This window comes from Vreelandella venusta, assembly GCF_007989605.1.
GTDB classification, from domain to species: domain Bacteria; phylum Pseudomonadota; class Gammaproteobacteria; order Pseudomonadales; family Halomonadaceae; genus Vreelandella; species Vreelandella venusta.
The window spans coordinates 113,341-132,509 of record NZ_BJUL01000003.1; the positions used below are offsets into that span (position 1 = coordinate 113,341).

16 protein-coding genes are annotated in these 19,169 nt (G+C 54.1%); 1 reads left to right on the forward strand and 15 read right to left on the reverse strand.

Annotated features, from left to right (window positions below; translation table 11 throughout):
* Nucleotides 1–93: 93 nt before the first annotated feature.
* The 14 genes from HVE01_RS04385 to HVE01_RS04450 all read right to left on the reverse strand — a co-directional run bounded on the left by HVE01_RS04385 (nt 94) and on the right by HVE01_RS04450 (nt 18,105).
* Nucleotides 94–3,285, reverse strand: a complete 3,192-nt coding sequence (locus tag HVE01_RS04385; RefSeq protein WP_146942621.1) for an efflux RND transporter permease subunit — start codon at nt 3,283–3,285, stop codon at nt 94–96.
* Entirely contained in the window at nt 3,285–4,553 is a 1,269-nt protein-coding gene (locus HVE01_RS04390) for an efflux RND transporter periplasmic adaptor subunit (RefSeq protein WP_146942623.1), read from the reverse strand. The genes HVE01_RS04385 and HVE01_RS04390 overlap by 1 nt, the downstream gene beginning before the upstream one ends.
* A gap of 91 nt (nt 4,554–4,644) precedes the next feature.
* Nucleotides 4,645–6,114, reverse strand: coding sequence for a TolC family outer membrane protein (locus HVE01_RS04395; RefSeq protein WP_146942625.1), 1,470 nt, complete (start codon nt 6,112–6,114; stop codon nt 4,645–4,647).
* Between the two features lie 381 nt (nt 6,115–6,495).
* On the reverse strand, nt 6,496–7,341 hold the full coding sequence (locus tag HVE01_RS04400; protein WP_146942627.1) for a fructosamine kinase family protein: 846 nt from the start codon (nt 7,339–7,341) through the stop codon (nt 6,496–6,498).
* An 89-nt stretch (nt 7,342–7,430) separates the two neighbouring features.
* On the reverse strand, nt 7,431–8,915 hold the full coding sequence (gene xylB / locus HVE01_RS04405) for a xylulokinase (RefSeq protein ID WP_146942629.1): 1,485 nt from the start codon (nt 8,913–8,915) through the stop codon (nt 7,431–7,433).
* Entirely contained in the window at nt 8,915–10,402 is a 1,488-nt protein-coding gene (locus HVE01_RS04410; RefSeq protein ID WP_146942631.1) for a mannitol dehydrogenase family protein, read from the reverse strand. Before HVE01_RS04410 ends, xylB begins: the two co-directional genes overlap by 1 nt.
* Before the next feature lie 37 nt (nt 10,403–10,439).
* Complete coding sequence (locus tag HVE01_RS04415) at nt 10,440–11,060, reverse strand: nucleoside/nucleotide kinase family protein (RefSeq protein WP_146942633.1); 621 nt, start codon at nt 11,058–11,060, stop codon at nt 10,440–10,442.
* 7 nt (nt 11,061–11,067) lie between these two features.
* Entirely contained in the window at nt 11,068–11,853 is a 786-nt protein-coding gene (locus HVE01_RS04420) for an L-iditol 2-dehydrogenase (RefSeq protein WP_146942635.1), read from the reverse strand.
* A complete protein-coding gene (locus HVE01_RS04425) occupies nt 11,837–12,535 on the reverse strand; it encodes an HAD family hydrolase (protein WP_146942637.1) in 699 nt (232 codons plus the stop codon). Before HVE01_RS04425 ends, HVE01_RS04420 begins: the two co-directional genes overlap by 17 nt.
* On the reverse strand, nt 12,532–13,689 hold the full coding sequence (locus HVE01_RS04430; protein ID WP_146942639.1) for an ABC transporter ATP-binding protein: 1,158 nt from the start codon (nt 13,687–13,689) through the stop codon (nt 12,532–12,534). The genes HVE01_RS04425 and HVE01_RS04430 overlap by 4 nt, the downstream gene beginning before the upstream one ends.
* A gap of 11 nt (nt 13,690–13,700) precedes the next feature.
* Nucleotides 13,701–14,555 (reverse strand): carbohydrate ABC transporter permease, encoded by an 855-nt coding sequence (locus HVE01_RS04435; protein WP_089038790.1) that lies wholly within the window; start codon nt 14,553–14,555, stop codon nt 13,701–13,703.
* Nucleotides 14,556–14,587: 32 nt separating this feature from the next.
* Nucleotides 14,588–15,478, reverse strand: a complete 891-nt coding sequence (locus HVE01_RS04440) for a carbohydrate ABC transporter permease (protein ID WP_146942641.1) — start codon at nt 15,476–15,478, stop codon at nt 14,588–14,590.
* Between the two features lie 80 nt (nt 15,479–15,558).
* Nucleotides 15,559–16,881, reverse strand: a complete 1,323-nt coding sequence (locus HVE01_RS04445; RefSeq protein WP_146942643.1) for an ABC transporter substrate-binding protein — start codon at nt 16,879–16,881, stop codon at nt 15,559–15,561.
* Nucleotides 16,882–17,148: 267 nt separating this feature from the next.
* Nucleotides 17,149–18,105 (reverse strand): sugar-binding transcriptional regulator, encoded by a 957-nt coding sequence (locus HVE01_RS04450; RefSeq protein WP_146942645.1) that lies wholly within the window; start codon nt 18,103–18,105, stop codon nt 17,149–17,151.
* A 95-nt stretch (nt 18,106–18,200) separates the two neighbouring features.
* On the opposite strand from HVE01_RS04450, the gene HVE01_RS04455 reads away from it, so the two are divergent.
* Nucleotides 18,201–18,512, forward strand: coding sequence for a YqfO family protein (locus tag HVE01_RS04455; protein ID WP_089038794.1), 312 nt, complete (start codon nt 18,201–18,203; stop codon nt 18,510–18,512).
* Between the two features lie 60 nt (nt 18,513–18,572).
* Here HVE01_RS04455 and HVE01_RS04460 read toward each other — a convergent pair whose 3' ends face one another.
* Nucleotides 18,573–19,130, reverse strand: coding sequence for an NUDIX hydrolase (locus HVE01_RS04460; RefSeq protein ID WP_089038795.1), 558 nt, complete (start codon nt 19,128–19,130; stop codon nt 18,573–18,575).
* Nucleotides 19,131–19,169 lie beyond the last annotated feature (39 nt).

A 19,169-nucleotide genomic window follows, 5' to 3' on the forward strand; every position in this document is an offset into this window, starting at 1 on the left:
GTTTATGCGGTTCTCTAATTGCTCTTGATCAAGTTTGTAAAAAAAACGGGCACCATGAAAACATGGTGCCCGCTAGCCAATCGCTAAACAGCGTTACGCTTGGTCGTGACCTAGCGCTGCCGACTCGTTGTTACCATCCCGGTCAGGGTGGCGTTTCCGATAGAGCCAATCAGATACCGTGGCAATCATTGCGTAGAAGCTTGGAATAAACAGACTTCCCAGCACGGCAACCGACGCCATACCGACCGCAACGGTGGTGCCGATATGGTGGCTACTCACATCGCTCGCGCCAGAGGCCAATGCCAATGGCAAGGTGCCGAAGATAAAGGCCAGTGACGTCATAACGATAGGACGGAAACGAAGCTCCGCGGCGGTAATCGCTGCTTCACGAATCGATTTACCATGCTCTTTACGCTGCAACTCGGCAAACTCAACGATAAGGATCGCGTTCTTAGCGGCCAAGCCAACCACCACCAGCATACCAATTTGGACATAGACACTTGTATCCAGGCCACGCAACGCAATACCACCCACGCCCCCCAAAAAGGCAAACGGCGTGGCGGTAAGTACCGCTAGTGGTAGCGACCAACTTTCATACTGTGCCGCCAGTATCAAGAACACCATCAAAATACCAAACACAATGGCAAGTAACGCAGTATTGCCAAGGTTAGACTCTTGATAGGCAGTCCCCGTCCAGCCCATTCCCCAGTTTTGGCCCAATGTTTCCTGAACCACTTCTTCCATCGCTTCAATAGCCTGTGTAGAGCTGTAGCCTGGCGCTGGATTACCCTGGAACTGAGCCCCCGCATAAACACCGAAGCGAGAAACCACAGATGGACCCGTTTGGCGTTCGAGCGTTACAAACTCAGAAAGAGGAATGCGCTCACCATTGCCACCACGTACATAAACGCTACTTACATCATCGGGCGTTTTACGGAATTTATCTTCATTCTGTAAATAGACCTGGAAGTTACGGTTTTGGTAGCTAAAGAAGTTAACAAAACCATTACCGAAGGTATTGGCTAGCGCCGAGTTGATATTCTCAAGGGCGACCCCATAGCTCAGCGCTTTTTGCTGATCTATTTCCGCACGGTAAGACGGCACATTGACGTTAAACGTTGTAAAAACGCGGCTTAATGCAGGATGCTGGTTAGCGGCCTGCATAATTTGCAATGACGCTTGATACAACTCACGAGGTGACGCGCCTTCAAAAGATTGCAAATACCCGGTGAAACCACCCGTGGTTGAAAGCCCCATGATCGGCGGTACGTTAAACGCCATCGCCGAACCACCATCAATACTCGCCCCCAACTGCATAATACGACCAACCAACTCATTAGCCGTTAAGTCGCGTTCTGCCCAGGTTTTCATGTTGATAAACATAATACCCCGTGCAGTATTGACCGCACTCGACAGAATGTCGTATCCCGCGACAGCAGAGGAGTACTCAACGCCCGGAATGGCTTCTATCTGTGAGCTAAGCTCATTCATATAGGCTTGGGTTCGGCTAAGCGACGCAGCATCTGGCAATGAAACGCTAACCAGCACGATACCTTGGTCAGTTTCCGGCACCAGTGTGGAAGGCGTATTTGCATAGAGCCAGTAAGAACCGGCCCCCACCGCCACAGTCAGCGCAAGCGCTAACACCCAGAAACGCACCAGTTTTTTCACAAACCACATATAAACGGCGGTAAAACCAGCGAAAAGACGGTCAAACAGACGCAGCGGTGTGGTAATGGCACGCTTAAACGCGGACTGTTTCGTTTTATGCAGGTCATGCTTAATGAAGATGGCCGACAGCGCGGGGGTGAACGTTAGTGCCATCAGCGCCGATAGCGCCACCGATATCGCCACGGTAATCGCAAACTGCTGATAAATCTGGCCGGTAAAACCGCCCAGGAACGCCACGGGCACAAACACCGCCGCCATAATAAGCGAGGTGGCAATAACCGGGCCACCCACCTCTTTCATCGCACGGATAGTGGCGTCACGAACCGTAATATCGTCTTCTTCGCTCAATACCCGCTCAACGTTCTCCACCACTAGAATCGCATCATCCACCACGATGCCTATCGACAGCACCAAGGCAAACAGCGTTAACAGGTTAATAGAGAAACCAAACAAGTAAAAACCAGCAAAAGTACCGATAACCGAGACCGGCACGACCGACATAGCAATGACCGTAAAGCGCCAGTTCTGCAAGAAGATGAACAGAATCACGATAACGATCAAGAATGCTTCAATAAATGTATGCAGAACGGTTTCTACCGAGGCATCGATAAAGAGCGTGGTGTCATAAGGCGTTACATAGTCAAGCCCGGGTGGAAAACGCCCCGATAGTTCTTCCATCGTGGCTCGCACTGCTTCAGCGGTTTCCAGTGCGTTTGCACCCGGCTGCTGGTTGATGATGATCGGCGTCATTGTGGCACCGTTTAAGCGTGCATCAACACCGTAGAACGAAGCGCCTAGCTCAATACGTGCTACGTCCGCAAGGCGCAGTGAAGAGCCGTCAGGATTCGTACGCAGGTAAATATTACGGAAATCATCGGTTCCCGATAAGCGCCCGCCGGCGGTAATCGTATAGGTATAAGCACGCGGTTCGCTTTGCGGTGTTGCCGCTAAGTTACCTGCGGGAATTTCGGTATTCTGCGCGCGAATAGCGCTAGCTACCTCACTGGGCGTGAGGTCATACTGAGCCAGCTTGTCAGGGTCCATCCACACCCGCATCGCAAACTCACCGCCGCCTAACACTTCGGCATTGCCGACGCCTGGCACTTGGCGTAGCTCATCCAAGATATTCAGCGTGGCGTAGTTTTGCATGTAGATTTTGTTGTAGTCACCGCTAGGAGACGTCAAGGCAACAAGCATCAAAATAGAGTCAGAGCGTAACTCAACCGTCACCCCTTGAGACTGAACCGCCTCAGGTAACTGCGAAAGCGCGCCCTGCACTCGGTTATTGACATTGATGGTGTTGATATCACCATCAGTGCCAATGTTAAACGCAACACTCAGGCTCATAAGACCATTATCAGCGCTGTTTGAGGTCATATATAGCATGTCCTCAACACCATTGATGGCCTCAGCAAGCGGTGCCGCGACGGTTTGCGCAACCGTCTCAGCATCCGCCCCAGGGAACTGAGCCTGAACGGACACGGTGGGAGGTACAACGCTGGGATACTGCTCTATCGGCAGTATTCGCATCGCCATCGTACCTACCAGCGTCAAGATAATCGCCAAAACGGTGGCGAAAATCGGTCGGCTGATAAAGAAGTTGGAAAAGTTCATTATTGCGCGCCCTCTTCCCCTTCAGCGGGCTGTGCGTCAGTCGCCCCATCCTGCATTGCCTCTGCCTGCCCGGCTTCTTGCTGGGCGTCTTGCTGCTCAGCTTCTGCGACGATATTGGCAGCGTTACCTTCAAATGGCTGGGGGTCAATTAGCATTCCTGGCTCCAGGCCAGCAGGGTCGCCTACGATGACACGCTCGCCAGCAGTAAGGCCATCATGAATGATTTGCCATGGGCCAGCCACTTCGCCGAGTTGAACCGTGCGCTCGCGCGCTTTATTTTCATCATCGACAATAAAGACTTGCGGCCCCATTAACCCTTGAGTAACGGCAATCTCTGGTACGGCCAGGACATCAAAACGCTTCAAGCCTTCAACACGAACCCGTACAAACTGACCAGGCAATACCGCGCCATCAGGGTTTGCGAACGTTGCTGACGCCTGAACCGTACTGGTGCCGCTATCCACACGAGAACCCAGGAAGTTCAAACGCCCTTCCAGCTCAGCGCTGTCGTCACCATACTGTCCTGGCACACTCAAACGCGCGCTAATGTCTGATGCGTTACCACTCTCGCCCAGTTGTCGGCGTAACTCAAAAGCATCTCGTTGAGGTAGCTGAAAACGCACTTCAAGAGGGTCAAGCGGCGTAATAGTGGCTAACTCAGTTCCTGGTGTTACCAAATTACCAACGTTGACCTGGCTTAAACTGATCATGCCAGATACCGGTGCGGTGACGTTAGAATAGCCTAAATCAAGGTTAGCACTGGTTAACGCAGCGTCTGCTTGGGCGACACTTGCTTGGGCAACGCGCTGGTCAGCTAGTGCTTGGTCATACTGCTGGCGACTGACCGAGTTTTGGCTTAGCAACTGCTCGAAACGCTGCGCATCACGCTGGGCACGAGCCAGTTCAGCACGCGCACTTTGCAAGTCGGCCTCACGTTGGTTAACGGTAGCTTGGTAGAGATCTGGCTCGATGGTATAGAGCCGATCCCCCTGCTCTACCAGTTGACCTGGCTCAAAGTGACGCTCTTCAAGAAACCCGTTTACCCGGGCCACCAGTGTGACTTCACTGTCGCTGCGCAGCAGTGACGGGTAGGATTTATTCAGAGGAATATCCTGGCGGGCTATTTCAACTACTTCTACTGCATGGGGCGGAGCTTCCTGCTGCCCAGCCTGCTGTTGCTGAGGCTGCTCCTGGCCGCATGCGGCTAGCGCCAATGCAGCTATCAGCGTCACTAGACTCGCTCTACCTGAGTGAATCATTTTCTTCATACGTTGGTTTCCCATTAATCTTTGCAACATTGACGGATAGCAGCGCAGCGTGTGGTTGGTTAATGTGCTAAAAAACTAACAACTCGCTAACTTACGCACCCGGCGTGGGTGGAGCGCCAATATCCATAGCCCGCTGGTAGGCGTCGGGGTCGCCACCCTCAGGCAGGGTGAAGTTCACCTCATCTCCCGTTAGCCACGCATTGACCTCTTCAATCGCCTCAACGTCTAACAAGCCTGCCTGCTGACGCAGTGAGAGCAAATTGACCACATAGTCATAACGTGCTTCAGCATAGTTGGCGATAGCGTTATAGAGGCTTTGTTCAGCATTCAACACGTCTACGATATTACGTGTGCCTACTTCATAACCGGCACGGGTAGCTTCTAAAGCACTACGGTTAGAGACGATTGCCTGCTGACGAGCCTCAACGGTATCGACGTTGTTACTAACCTGGGTATAGAGCGAACGCACTTGTTGGATAGTAGTGCGGCGTTGGGACTCGTAATTGTATTGGCTACTTTCCAGCTGGAAGGTGCCTTGGCGAATACGGGCGCTGGTGCTGCCACCGGTATAAATAGGTAAGTTCGCCGAGACACCCACTTGACTTGATGTGTTGTAGCCACTCACCAAATCACTATCGCTATCCGAGTACTGGTAGTTAGCAAATGCCTGAACAGTTGGCATACGCCCGGCACGCGCCAGCTCGACGCCTACGCGGGAAAGCTCAATGCCTGCCTGCTGCGCTAATACCTGCGGGTTACGCTCAATGGCTTGCTCTACCCAATAGTTACGATCCGTGGGAGTTGGCAGAGCAATCGGCATACTGTCGCCCAGCGCGTCGATACTGGCGTAACGCTGCCCCGTCAGTTGTTCAAGCACCTCAAATGCCACCTGAAGATTACTCTCTGCTGCTATGCGATCAGCGCGGGATTGATCAAAGCTCGCCCGTGCTTCCTCTACTTCAGTGATAGCAATGAGACCTACTTCAAACTGCTCTCGAGCCTGCTCAAGCTGGCGGCCAATCGCACGCTCTTGAGCTAAACGCGCCTCGAGCACTTCGTGGGCACGCAAAATATCGAAATAAGCGCTCGCGACATCAATCAGCAACTGCTGCTCAGTGGCGGCCAATAAGTACACTTGTTGATCAATCTGACGTTCAGCCTGATTCACTTCCTCACGTGTGACAGCATTGAAGAGTGCCTGGGTCGCCTCAAGTGTTAATGACGCGGTGTTGTAGCGATCATCGCTGACACCCGCCGCATTAGAACCGGCACCAGCGCTCTGCCCCACTCTAGAGGAGGACTGGCTTTCGTACTGCTGGTTATGGACGACATTGCCAGAGGCATTTACCTGAGGCAACAGCGCGCCACTTGCCACATCGCTTGCCGCTTCAACACTTGAAAATTCAGCACGTGCAGAGGCCAAGGCAGCGTTGTTATTAAGCGCATCGCGAGTGATATTGACTAAATCTGCCGCTTGAGCGGGCAGGACGAAAGAAGATGTCAGCACTGCTAATAGCAGGGGACGAAAAGGGGCATTGACTGCCCAGTGTGCCAGTCGCATGGGATTGCCTCTAGGTGTCAACGTAGGGTGACGATAATGATAGCCATTCTGAAGGGTGGCATTATAGTTACATTCATGTATGTATGCTAGGCTTGAACTTAACCTAAATATATGAACAGCGTCACGTATAGATCACCACACTCCACAAGACTCTCTATTACCTTAGTCCAAAGCCCCATGAGCTTGCAGCTTTTTACGCTTCTATTACCCACTCGAATCGTAAGTGAACCATGTTACAGCTAATGTAGTGGCGCGCTAACTCAAGGGAGAGTTTGAGTCTCTCAACAATATGCGGCAGTGATTGGCAATCCAGGCAGATAGCTAATAAAGCGAGAAAAACAGCACAATAATTATGATTATTCTGTCAAAAACGCTACCCCATTAACTCTCAAAAGCTTCCAACACTGCCACGCAGCGTTCAACGGCACTGCGATACCCTGAGCCAAATAACAGTAGATGGTTAAGCAATGGATAAAGCTGAAACAGCGCTTCGCGTCTTGGCCAGTCGATTGGCTTATCGCCGTTCCAGTAAGCATCAAAAAAAGGCACATCAGGCGACCCAAACAGGGTCAGCATAGCCACATCAACATCAGGATAATGGCGATAAACAGCAGGATCGATCAGTGCTGGTCCTCTAGTGGTGGTCAGCACATTACCCGACCATAGATCACCATGAATAAGGCTAGCAGGTGAATCTTGCAGCCATGTTTCTAGCTGCTCTGCTTGATGTTCAACGCGGCGGCGCAACGCGCCATCCAACAGGCCTTGCTGATAACAAGCTTGGGTAAGAGGCAGTAGACGGCGTTCGCGCTGAAACGCACGGCCATCTGCCAGCGGGGAGTTGGGTTGGGGCGTACGCCCACACGCATTGTCCTGATGCCAGCCATGAGCATCACCTATCACACCATGCAGCTCACGCAGCCCTTCGCCTAAAGCGATGCTACTCTGGATGTTTGCGGGTTTGCTATCGAGCGACTCTATCACCAGCCACCCCAGCGCCTCTCCCAGCACCTCAGGTATCACTAATGAAGTGCACGCCCCCTTGAGCGCGCGCAGCCCCTCTGCTTCGCCAAGCAATCGCGCGGAATCGTCGTGTTTGATAACGACTTGCCCTTGGCGGGTAGTCAAAGCGTAAACAGCCGCTATATCACCGCCACTGAGTGGCTGAAGCTTATCAGTAGGGGTTAATCCCAGCGTATCTAGCAGATCGCGCAAAACGGCATCCATGACTTCCTCCACTCAAGGCGCGTGTACTCTCCGCATCTCTCCTTAAACGGTACAAGGCAAAGCAATATCTTTCTAGGCAATCCGCATTATTAAACGCTATGACGCTGAGCAAGCGCCTCGCGATAACGCTGATAAATCGCCTCATAAGCAGTAACACGGCCAGCATCAGGGTCGGCAAGGGAAGCAGCATCCAGGTGCACCAAGCGCTCACAAAGCGATGCCAGGGTCACACCCTCCTGATGTAAGTCGCACCAAGCCGCTTGAATGGCCGCCCCTAACGCAGCGGCATCGGTAATCTCTGGGCAGATTACCTGGGTATTAGTAATGTCAGCCACCATTTGCCGCCAAACCGGGCTCTTGGCGCCGCCGCCTATCAGCCTAATTTGGCTGGTGTCGGTAGCTAGATCACCTAACAGCTCCAAGCCATAGCGCAGGCCAAAGGTAGCACCTTCCATCACCCCTCGGCAGATGTTAGCTTGAGTCATATTAAGGCTGGTCAAACCAAGAAAATCACCAGTCGCATTGGGCAGCATCGGTACCCGTTCGCCGTTAAAAAACGGCAGTACAACCACTCCCTCGGCCCCAATCGGGGCGCTTGCCACCTGCTCGCTGAAGGTAGCTAAGTCCAGCCCAAACAGTTCACGCACGCGGGTAGTTGCAGAGGTAACGTTCATAGTACAGATTAACGGCAGCCAGCCACCGTGACTGGCACAGAAGTTGGCCACCATGGCGCTGTCGCACACCACCGAATTAGGTGAATAAGCGCACACCGTGCCGGAGGTCCCTAAACTAAGCGTCACCAGCCCCTGAGTAATATTACCGGTGCCAATTGCGCCCAGCATGTTGTCGCCGCCGCCAGAAGACACCATCACATCATCATGAATCCCCAACTCTTGCGCCACTAGCGGGCGCACTCGCCCTGCTGGCTCGTGCGCCTGGATAAGACGAGGCAGCACACGGTCTGGATCAAGTTCTGGCGCAATGGCTGCAAATACCTCTTTCTGCCAGCATTGGGCACGGGTATCGAAATAACCGGTGCCCGACGCATCACCCGCCTCAGTGACCCGCTCACCAGTCAGCCAGAAGTTGAGGTAGTCGTGGGGCAGTAGCAGAGTGGCTATACGTTGGTAGGCATCCGGATGATGCTCCCGCAGCCACGCCACTTTAGACGCGGTATAACCAGTTTGTAACACCAGACCCAGCTTCTCCAGACAGCCCGCTTCACCGCCAAGTCGGTCGACTAAATCGCTATTTTGAGCACTGGTTTCGGTATCGCACCACAGTTTGGCGGGATACACCGGCACACCATCCGCATCCAGTGCCACCATGCCGTGCTGCTGTCCGGAAACGCCAATCCCCCGCACCTGCTTGGCATCAATGCCAGCACGCTCAAGCGCTTGAAAAAAAGCCCCTTTGAGCGCTGCTAGCCACTCTGCTGGCGCCTGCTCCCGGCGGCCATGCTCTCCCTCGTCTAGACTATGAGGAAGACTGCCTTCACTCAGGATGACGCCACGCTCCACATCTACCACCACGACTTTGGTACTCTGCGTACCGCAATCTACCCCGATATACATCACAACGTTCCTTTGGACGCGACCAGAGTCTCAAGAGTAGCCCGTGCTCCCCGTTCATGCAGTGACGTCAATGTCTTTAGGTAAGCGTTTAGAAAGCGAGGCTGATCAGCCAAGTCACCAAACAGCTCGCGGTTCTCGACAAACGCAGCGGGGTACGTGCGGTTGTTAGTGGCAATAGCCATCAATGGCTCACGCAGACGGTCCACAATATCGATAGCCTCTCCCTGCTCATCGACGCCTTCAGCGTAACGTGCCCAGCTGGCGACCACGGCGGCGCTACGTTCAATCTCCCCCCCCTGAGAAAGTTGCTGGCGAATCACCGGCACGAGCCATTTGGGAATGCGATCAGAGCTTTCAGCACATAGCCGTGCCAGAGTGTCTTTAATTTGCGGGTTGGCGAAGCGTTCAATCAGGGTCAGCCGATAGGTTTCTAAATCAACCCCTGGTACTGGCGCCAGCGTAGGCGTGCCCTCTTCACGCATATAGCCCAGCAAGAACTCGACAAACAGCGGGTCTTGGCACACTTCATGGGCGTAGCGGTAGCCTGCCAGATAGCCAAAGTAAGCAAGCGCCTGATGACTGGCATTGAGCAGGCGCAGCTTCATCAGCTCATAAGGCTCTACATCATCGACAAGTTGCACGCCTACCTTCTCAAGCGCAGGGCGACCCAAGGGAAAGTGATCTTCGAGCACCCATTGGCTGAAGGGCTCACATACCACTGGCCAGGCATCCTCAACATCAAACCGCTGGGCCAACTCTTCAATATCTGTGGGCGCTGTCACTGGCGTGATACGATCCACCATAGCATTGGGAAACGCCACTTCGGCAGCTAGCCAGTCGCCAAGCCCTGCGCTGCGAGCACGGGCGTAGGCACTGAACATGCGTTTGGCCACGTCACCGTTACCTTGAATATTGTCGCAGGACATCACCGTAAAAGGTGCAATGCCCCGTGCACGACGACGAACTAGGGCTTCCACCACTAAGCCAAAGCTGGTGGACGGTTGCTCTGGGTGAGCGAGATCATCACGCACCTGTGGAGAATCCAGATTGAACTCTCCAGTCACCGGATGGAAGTTATAGCCACCTTCCGTCACGGTGAGCGACACAATCTTGATGGTAGGATCGGCCATTTTTTCGATCACCGCTTCGGGGTCTTCTGGCGCAAACAGGTAATCCACCATACTGCCGATCACACGGGGCTGATACTCGCCGTCGGGGTGTTTCACCACGAGCGTATAGAGGTAGTCTTGCGCAGCAAGGGCCTGCTGCATACGCTTATCGCCGGGCATTACTCCCACTCCTACAATGCCCCATTCAAGCGCCTCCTCCTGGTTCATTAGCGCATCCAGGTACATCGCCTGATGGGCACGATGAAAACCACCGACGCCAATATGCACGATGCCTGGCGTCACGGCCTGCCGATCAAAAGTAGGCGTCTCAACCGCCGCGCTGAGGGCACCCATGTTGTGATTATTAAGCTGGGTCATCGTCACTCTCCGGGTCATTTGTTAGCCACGCCGCGTCCTAGCGCCAGCGCTGGTCAGCGGGCACGCTGCCGTTTTTTACAAGTTCAGCGTTAAGCATGTCTTTTTGATGAGCGCGCTCGAGGGCGCCGATATGATCTTGGCCCATACACAGCCAACGATTCACCAACCGCTCAACCAGTACGGCATCGTCCACATCGATAAACAGCGTCCAGTCGAACAGCTTGTGCAGCGCCCGCCAGGGCTCTTGATCCAACAGCAGGTAATTACCTTCCACAATCACAATGCGCTGCGCTGGAGTAATCAACCGCCCTGCAGCTCGAGCGAGATCCAGCGGCCGGTCAAACACCGGCACCGCTACCGATTGGTCGGCGCGACGAATGCGCACTAAGTCATGGTGTAAGCCATCAACATCGAACGTGTGCGGCGCGCCTTTCACTGGCAGTTGCTCATCACCTAGCACGGCGTTATCGAAGTGGTAGCCATCCATCGGCACCACGGCTGCCTGCCCCGGCCGCTGCTGATTAATGGCATCGCATAACAGCGCGCTGCGATAAGACTTGCCTGCTCCAGGTGGGCCCGCCAGGGCAACCATAAAACGTGCTTTGCCTTCGGCGGCATCCAACAGTTGGTGGCTTAACGAAACAAGATCAGGGGTCATAGGCGTATCAACTCATCCAGTTGCCACCATCGACGTTGAGCGTCTGGGCAACGACGTAGTCACTATCCTGACTAGCAAGAAACACGGCGGCCCCCGTGTGGTCTTGCGGCAATCCCATACGCCCAAAGGGTACAGACTCGCCCACCAAACGCTTTTTCTCGCCCAGCGGTCGGTTCTCATAGCGTGCAAACAGTGCATCGACTTCTTCCCACATCGGCGTATCCACTACCCCCGGTGCAATGCCGTTCACGTTAATACGGTGCTTGATCAAATCCAGCCCGCAGGACTGGGTCAGGCTAATCACAGCGGCTTTACTCGCACAGTAAACGCTGACGAGTGGCTCGCCCCGTCGGCCTGCCTGAGACGACATATTAATAATTTTCCCCCCTTGGCCTTGTGCCACCATGGCGCGAGCCACGGTCTGCAGGGTAAAAAATAGCCCCTTGGCATTCACCGCAAACTGCTTGTCAAAGCTAGCCTCTGTCACCTCGAGCACCGGTGCCATATCAAACACCGCGGCGTTATTGACTAAAATATCGATCCCGCCAAATCGCTCGGTAACGCTCGCCACCATGGCGTTGATCGAGGCTTGGTCGCACACGTTCAGCACGACACCCATCACGCGCTCGGCGCCAGCGTCTTGTTGCAGCGTGGCGAGCGCATCGTCAATGGCGCTGGCATCGATGTCGGCCACAATTACCTTCGCCCCTTCGGCGAGGTAGCGCTGAGCAATGGCTAAACCGATACCACGGGCACCGCCTGTGATGACGGCGCGTTTATTGAGCAGTTTCATTGTTATCTTGTCCTTGCAAATGGGATTGCCACTCGTCTACTAAAGCGTGAAGTCCGCGCATATGGGGCAAAATTCGCCAAGCGCCCGCCGCCAGTAGCCGTGAGGACTGTTGTTCATCTATATGACTCGCCCCCACAAAACCAATCACTCGCATGCCTGCAGCATAAGCAGCGGTTACCCCTGCCACGCTATCTTCTACCACCAGACAGCGGCTGGGTGAGCAGCCAAGAGAACTGGCCGCTAAGTGATAAATAGCGGGGTCCGGTTTGGGGTTTTCGACTTGCTCGGCGGTGAAAATCGGCGCATCGCCCAGCGCGCCGTCCAGTTGGGTAGTGGCGAGCGATGCCAGCACGCGACAACGGCGGCTGTTCGACACCACGGCCTTAGGTAAGTCGATCCCGCTGACGGCGGCATGCACCCCTGCAATGGCGGTTAATTCCCTCGCCAAGCGCGCCTCAATAGCGCTATCAACCAGCTCAGCGGCATCGGGCGGCAACAAGTGACGGCTTAACTGTTCCAGGTGCTGGAGGATATTGGCCGTCGTCATACCCAGGGCTTGGCTAAGTAGTGTCGGGATATCCAGATCCGGTAGCCACTGCCCAAGGTGGATTTCCAGAGTCTCTTCAGCGAGTGCTTCGCTATCCACCAGGACGCCGTCACAATCAAAAATCAGCGCTTTCATACCTGCTCCCCTGGAGAGGCAGGTTCCGTAGCCGCGCGATTATCTTGTCGGGTCAGCCCCGCTAACGGGTGCTGCTGCAGGCTAGGTAGGGCTAGCCCGCTTGCGTCAAACAGATGGGCGCGCTCGGGGGCAAAACCAAAACGCACGCTATCGTTGACCCGGTAGGCCACATCGCCATCAGCCATAATAGTGATCAGCTCATCGTCCATTTGAACGTAGAGCGAGGTTTGACCGCCGAGGCGCTCAAGCACTTTTATCTGCCCACTCAGCGGCCCCTGTTCATCAAGGACCAAGTGTTCTGGGCGAACACCCAGCTCAAGAGTGGCGTTAGTATCCAGGTGCCCACCGTCGACCGGCACACTGCGCTCACCGCCGCCGGGCAGACGAATCGCTACGCCTTCAGACGTTACGTCGGTCAACGTCACCGGTAGAAAATTCATCTTCGGTGAGCCAATAAAGCCTGCCACAAAGCGATTGCGCGGATGGTGGTAGAGCGCCATTGGCGAGCCCACCTGCTCCACCACGCCATCGTGTAGCACAACGATTTTATCGGCCATGGTCATGGCTTCTATCTGATCGTGGGTGACGTAAATCATCGTGGCATCTAGTTCTTCATGCAGCCGTGCCAGCTCAATGCGCATCTGCACCCGCAACGCCGCATCCAAGTTGGAGAGCGGCTCGTCAAACAGAAAGATACTAGGGTTACGCACAATCGCCCGGCCAATCGCCACCCGTTGGCGTTGTCCACCGGAGAGCGCTTTAGGCTTCCGATCTAATAGCGGCTCCAACTGCAGAATTTTGGCCGCCTCCAGCACTTTGGCGCGGCGCTCCTCTTTGGGCACTCCAGCCAGGCGCATGCTGAAGCCCATGTTGCCCTCAACCGTCATGTGCGGGTACAGCGCATAACTCTGGAATACCATGGCCAAGCCCCGGTCGGCGGGGCCCACATCGTTTATTCGCTTACCATCGATCAGAATGTCGCCGTCGCTTGCACTCTCCAAGCCTGCGATCATGCGCATCAGCGTGGATTTACCACAGCCCGAAGGGCCAACAAACACCACGAACTCGCGGTCGTTCACCTCGAGATCAATGCCTTTGATGACCTTGGTGTCGCCAAACTGTTTGATAATGTTCTTCAGTTGTAAGGTTGCCATGGGGAACTCCTTTACTTGACGGCGCCAAAGGTCAGGCCGCGCACCATTTGTTTTTGGGTCATCCAGCCGAGGATCAGGATGGGGGCGATTGCCATGGTGGAAGCCGCTGAAAGCTTGGCCCAGAATAGCCCTTCAGGGCTTGAGAACGAGGCAATATAAGCGGTCAGCGGCGCCGCTTTCGACGAGGTCAAGTTGAGACTCCAGAACGCTTCGTTCCAGCTCAAAATCACTGAAAGCAGCCCGGTAGAGGCGATGCCCGGCAACGTTAGCGGCAGCAGCAGGAAAAACACCTCCTGCAGAGTGGACGCGCCGTCCATCCTGCCGGCTTCCAGAATGTCTTTGGGCATATCCTTGAAGAAGGTGTAGAGCATCCATACCACGATGGGCAGATTCATCAGGGTGTAAATAATGATTAGCCCGGTCCGGGTATCCAACAACCCCACATCTCGGAAAATCAAATAGATAGGTACCAAGACACCGACAGGTGGCAGCATTTTGGTAGACAGCATCCAGAGCAGCGTGCCCTTGGTGCGCTTAGTCGGCAAAAAGGCCATGGCATACGCCGATGGAATGGCAATCAGCAGTGCTAAAAAAGTCGAGCCAAACGCCACGACGACGCTGTTTAGCGCAAAACGCGCATAGCCCGAGCGTGCCTGAACGGCTTGATAGCTCTCAAGCGTGGGGGAAAAGATAAAGCTTGGATCTGCAATCGCTGCCGTTTCGGTTTTAAATCCGGTCAGCACCATCCACAGGATGGGAAAAAAGATAATCAGGGCAATCGACCAGCCCACTAGAGTTAAGACCAGTTGCCTGATGGGCAACGAGCGAGCGTTAGCTGGCGCGACGCTATTACGATGAAGTGTCATTGAAATGCTCCCAAGACGCCCTGTCACCGGGGTTAGTCTTCTAAGTTCTTAGCGACCATACGGACAAGGAAAATCGCGACGATATTGGCGAGAATGATGGCGATCACCCCACCCGCTGAGGCCAAGCCCACATCGAAATCCAGTAGCGCTTGGATATAGATCAAATAGGCTAAGTTAGTGGTCGCGAGTCCCGGCCCGCCGGAGGTGGTGACAAAAATCTCAGCAAAAATCGTCAGCAAGAAGATCATTTCAATCATGATCACCACGCTGATGGCACGCTTTAGGTGCGGCAGCGTAATGAAGAAGAAAATCGCCAGTGGCCCAGCACCATCCATGCGCGCTGCTTCCACCTGGTCTTCATCCAGCGACTGCATGGCGGTGAGCAGGATCAATAGTGCAAACGGCAGCCACTGCCACGACACAATAATGATGATGGAGGTCAGCGGTAGCGATGAGAACCAGTCCAGTGCAGGCAGCCCTAGCGACTGCGCCAGCCACGCTAGCACCCCATTAGAGGGGTGCATCATCATGTTTTTCCATACCAGCGCGCTCACCGTTGGCATGACAAAGAAGGGAGAAATCGCCAGCACGCGGGCAATGCCACGCCCAGCAAACTCCTGCTGAAACAGCACCGCGAGCAGCGTGCCGCCCACCACGGTAACCACCAGTACCGAACCTACCAGTAATAGGGTGGTGCCCATCGCCGACCATAACGCAGGGTCAGTCAGCAAGTATTCATAGTTTTCCAGCCCGGCGAAGCCGGTCATCCCTGGCATGAGTAAGTTATAGCGCTGAAAAGAGAACCAGATCGTCATGCCCAGGGGCACGATCATCCAGAGCAGCAGCAGCAATACCGCGGGCGCTTGAAGCGAAAGCGTTCTTAGCCCACCGACCGTTCGGCCAGAAGCACGTGTTCTATTCATGGAAACACCTACAAGAAAACAGACCTGCTAGAACCACTGAAATACGCCTGCCCACATAACCGGGCAGACGTAAGAGTGCATTAACGTTCGATGTAGCCTGCCCGCTGCATGGTGCGCTCGGTGGCTCGCTGAGCGCTATCAAGCGCCTGAGCTACTGAGGTGTCACCGGTCAGGGCGGCGGCAATCGTTTGGCCCACTTGCGTACCAATCGACTGGAACTCAGGAATACCTACAAACTGAACGCCGACATAGGGGGTTGGCTCTAGGCTGGAGTCGGTAGGATCAGCTTCTTGTATGGCGTTAAGCACAAAATCAGCAAAGGGCGCGGCATCAACGTACTGCTCGTTGGCGTAGGTGGATTCACGAGTCCCCGGCGGTACGCTGGTCCAGCCGTTCGTTTCGCCAACAAGCTCGACGTACTCCTGTGAAGTCGCCCAGGTAATGAATTGCTGTGCTGCTTCTTTGTGCTCTGAGGAAGCGGGAATCGCCAGCGCCCAGGACCACAGCCAATGAGAGCCTTTAGGGGTTTTGGCGATGGGGGCTGGCGCAAAACCTAGCGTACCTGCTACGTCAGACTCGTTTTCATCATAGAGTTTGCCTGCTGCCGAGGTGGCATCAACCCACATGGCGCAGTTCCCACGAGAAAAAAGCGCTAGGTTTTCGTTAAAGCCGTTGGAGCTGGCACCGGGCGGACCGTAGTTGCTTAGCAGGTCAACATAGAACGCAAGCGCATTGTTCCAGGCCTCAGAGTTAAGCTCCGGGTTCCACTGCTCATCAAACCAGCGGCCGCCAAAGGTGTTCACCAGCGTCGAGACAAAGGCCATGTTCTCGCCCCACCCCGGCTTACCGCGCAAGCAAATACCTGCCAGGTTCTCTTCGCTACCGTGTAACCGCTCGGCCCAGTCGCGCACCTGCTCCCAGGTTGGCTGCGCTGGCATCTCGATGCCAGCCTGCTCAAACAGATCGGTGCGGTAGTACATCATGGAGCTTTCCGCATAGAACGGCAGAGCGTGCAGCGTGCCATCTAGGCTTAGGCCATCGCGTACCGATGCCAGTAAATCATCTTCATTGTAGTCATCGGGCAAGTTTTCCAGCGGCTCAAGCCAGCCACGATCTGCCCAGATGGGCACTTCATAAGTACCGATAGTCATCACATCGAACTGCCCGCCACCGGTGGCAATATCCGTGGTCATACGCTGACGCAGCACATTCTCCTCAAGCACGACCCAGTCCAGAGTGATATCCGGGTGCGCTTGCTCAAAGGCATCGGTCAGGCTCTGCATGATGACCATGTCGTTATTGTTTACCGTGGCAACGGTGATTTCTGTTTGAGCGTGGGCTTGGCCAGCTACCGCAATAGCGGCCGCTAGGGTTGTGACGGGAAAAAGACGTGCAAGACGCATACAGCTTTCCTCTTGGCAAATATTGGCATTGTTTTTATCGGCACAGCGATTACTGGAACTGTCGTTATTAGGGCTGTTGTTATTAAGGACTGTGGTTATTAAGGACTGTGGTTATTGGCAATGTAGCTATTGGCACCACAGCCAACTTGATCAAATTGATCAACTATCGATCAAATGATCGTACGAAAGCCAAAAAAAAGCAAAGCCTACTCTTTTAGACTTTATGCTAATTCATTCAGCTATTTGCATGTTGCACTGCGCTATAATTCATTGAGCAATAGTGTTAACGATTTGTCTCGCCGCAATTTCATCCGTTATCAATCCTTTTAACCAGCCTCCTCGCAATGCTGCCCGTATGGCGGGCGCTTTATCGTGCCCACCCGCTATTGCCACCATAAGATGCTTACCGAAACGCTCTAGAGGCAAGCTGGTCACTCGCCGTGTTATTGAGCAATCAATCACCTCGCCCTGATCGTTAAGCGGCCAGCCCAGCAACTCACCTACCGCTTTAAGGCTCAATAGCTCATCTAACTCACTTTCGCTGATGAAGTGGTCTTGAAACAGCGTGGCTTGCCGATCGATTCTGCCGACCCCAATAAAGGCAGCTTCAGATTCTCTCGCCACATCGGCAATCGCTTTAAACAGGCGCTGTGTCAGCATGGCCTCTTTCTCGACTAACGACTCCGCTACCACGGGTGCAGGTAGTAAAAAGCGCTCGCCGCCCGTTTTATCCGCCAGCAGCATGACCGCGTCGTAGCGGTTAGCCGAACCATCCCTGGCAACATTACCCACCAAAGAAACAAAGCGATGTTGGGGCCGCTCAATACGGCTAAGAGCCTCTACCGCAGCCCTAACCGAGCGCCCAGTCCCCAAAGACAGCGTTAATGGATCGCTGCGCTCTACCAAACGAGCCATCCGCTCAGCACCTGCAACAGCTAAATAATACGCAGCATTTTCAGGTGCCTGGCTATCGGCGGGCACAACATCGCAATATGCCAAGCCAAAATGATCGCGAAGCACGCTGCCTAATGTCATACAGGTAGAAATAGGATGGTCAATATGGACCTTTACCAACCCTCCTTGCCTTGCGAGCGCTAACAGGCGCTGGACACCGGGTCGAGAAACCCCTAACTGGTTGGCAATTTCATCCTGAGTCATACCACCGACATAAGACATCCAAGCGGCTCTGGCCGCCTGATCAAGCTTCACCTCAAACTTATCCATTGACACACTCACTGCCCTATAATTTGAAATATTGTCGCACAACGCCTTCACTAGGGCTCTTGCGCCATCGTTTATTAATAAGGATAAAGTTGACTATGTACAAGCTTGCTTTTTTTGTTCCCGTTGAAGATGCCGAGAGTGTTAAAGAAGCGGTCTTTGAGACAGGCGCTGGCCGACTTGGTGATTATGAAGCCTGCTGTTTTCAAACCCGCGGTACCGGCCAGTTCCGCCCGCTAGAGGGTGCGCACCCCCATATTGGACACGTAGGATCACTTGAAACTGTCGAAGAAGTGAAGGTGGAGCTTGTTTGCCGCGATGAGTATATACGGGCAGCGATTGCGGCATTGAAGTTAGCCCACCCCTATGAAGAGGTGGCCTATGATGTTTGGCAATTGGCCGACCTGTAATTCAGCAATACAAGGCGTTAGAAGACCACGTGGCGAGCAACGCCTAAACAGCAATAAAACTTAGGCGCTGCCAAAATATCGCTCTCTGTCTTCAGGGGTAATTGAGCTGATGTGCAGCGGGTAGTGGGCATTTTTACGGTCTTCATAAAAGTGCTGTAACGTGCGCTCAATCGTTGGAAAAGCAAGCTCGTCCCAAGGAATTTCATGCTCTTCGAACAGCGCTACTTCCAAGCTTTCAGGGCCTGCGCTAAAACCACCGAGAAGCTCTGCACGAAAAATCATATACACTTGATTGATATGAGGCAGATCAATGAGCGTATATAACCCCTCCAGCTTGACCTCTGCAACGGCCTCCTCCCAGGTCTCGCGTGCGGCAGCCTGCTGAGTGGTTTCGGCGTTTTCCATATAGCCCGCGGGTAGCGTCCAATACCCTTTGCGCGGAGAAATCGCCCGTTTACACAGCAATATTTTATCGTCAATCACCGGCAGCGTACCCGCCACAATACGCGGATTCTGGTAATGAATAGTGCCGCAGGCATCGCATAAATAGCGCGAACGGTCATCGCCTTCAGGAACAGCAAAACGGACTTTTTCACCACACTGACTACAAAAATTCATCGCGTTTTCTCTACGGCTGATGGGGCAAGGCTTTAACGT

Excerpts from the sequence above, each read along its gene's own strand:
- HVE01_RS04435 (WP_089038790.1), bottom strand. The coding sequence starts at position 14,555 with ATGACACTTCATCGTAATAGCGTCGCGCCAGCTAACGCTCGCTCGTTG.
- HVE01_RS04395 (WP_146942625.1), bottom strand. The coding sequence starts at position 6,114 with ATGCGACTGGCACACTGGGCAGTCAATGCCCCTTTTCGTCCCCTGCTA.
- HVE01_RS04415 (WP_146942633.1), bottom strand. The coding sequence starts at position 11,060 with ATGACCCCTGATCTTGTTTCGTTAAGCCACCAACTGTTGGATGCCGCC.
- HVE01_RS04410 (WP_146942631.1), bottom strand. The coding sequence starts at position 10,402 with ATGACCCAGCTTAATAATCACAACATGGGTGCCCTCAGCGCGGCGGTT.
- HVE01_RS04430 (WP_146942639.1), bottom strand. The coding sequence starts at position 13,689 with ATGGCAACCTTACAACTGAAGAACATTATCAAACAGTTTGGCGACACC.
- HVE01_RS04440 (WP_146942641.1), bottom strand. The coding sequence starts at position 15,478 with ATGAATAGAACACGTGCTTCTGGCCGAACGGTCGGTGGGCTAAGAACG.
- HVE01_RS04455 (WP_089038794.1), top strand. The coding sequence starts at position 18,201 with ATGTACAAGCTTGCTTTTTTTGTTCCCGTTGAAGATGCCGAGAGTGTT.
- HVE01_RS04460 (WP_089038795.1), bottom strand. The coding sequence starts at position 19,130 with ATGAATTTTTGTAGTCAGTGTGGTGAAAAAGTCCGTTTTGCTGTTCCT.
- HVE01_RS04450 (WP_146942645.1), bottom strand. The coding sequence starts at position 18,105 with ATGGATAAGTTTGAGGTGAAGCTTGATCAGGCGGCCAGAGCCGCTTGG.
- HVE01_RS04385 (WP_146942621.1), bottom strand. The coding sequence starts at position 3,285 with ATGAACTTTTCCAACTTCTTTATCAGCCGACCGATTTTCGCCACCGTT.
- HVE01_RS04445 (WP_146942643.1), bottom strand. The coding sequence starts at position 16,881 with ATGCGTCTTGCACGTCTTTTTCCCGTCACAACCCTAGCGGCCGCTATT.
- HVE01_RS04420 (WP_146942635.1), bottom strand. The coding sequence starts at position 11,853 with ATGAAACTGCTCAATAAACGCGCCGTCATCACAGGCGGTGCCCGTGGT.
- HVE01_RS04390 (WP_146942623.1), bottom strand. The coding sequence starts at position 4,553 with ATGAAGAAAATGATTCACTCAGGTAGAGCGAGTCTAGTGACGCTGATA.
- xylB (WP_146942629.1), bottom strand. The coding sequence starts at position 8,915 with ATGTATATCGGGGTAGATTGCGGTACGCAGAGTACCAAAGTCGTGGTG.
- HVE01_RS04425 (WP_146942637.1), bottom strand. The coding sequence starts at position 12,535 with ATGAAAGCGCTGATTTTTGATTGTGACGGCGTCCTGGTGGATAGCGAA.
- HVE01_RS04400 (WP_146942627.1), bottom strand. The coding sequence starts at position 7,341 with ATGGATGCCGTTTTGCGCGATCTGCTAGATACGCTGGGATTAACCCCT.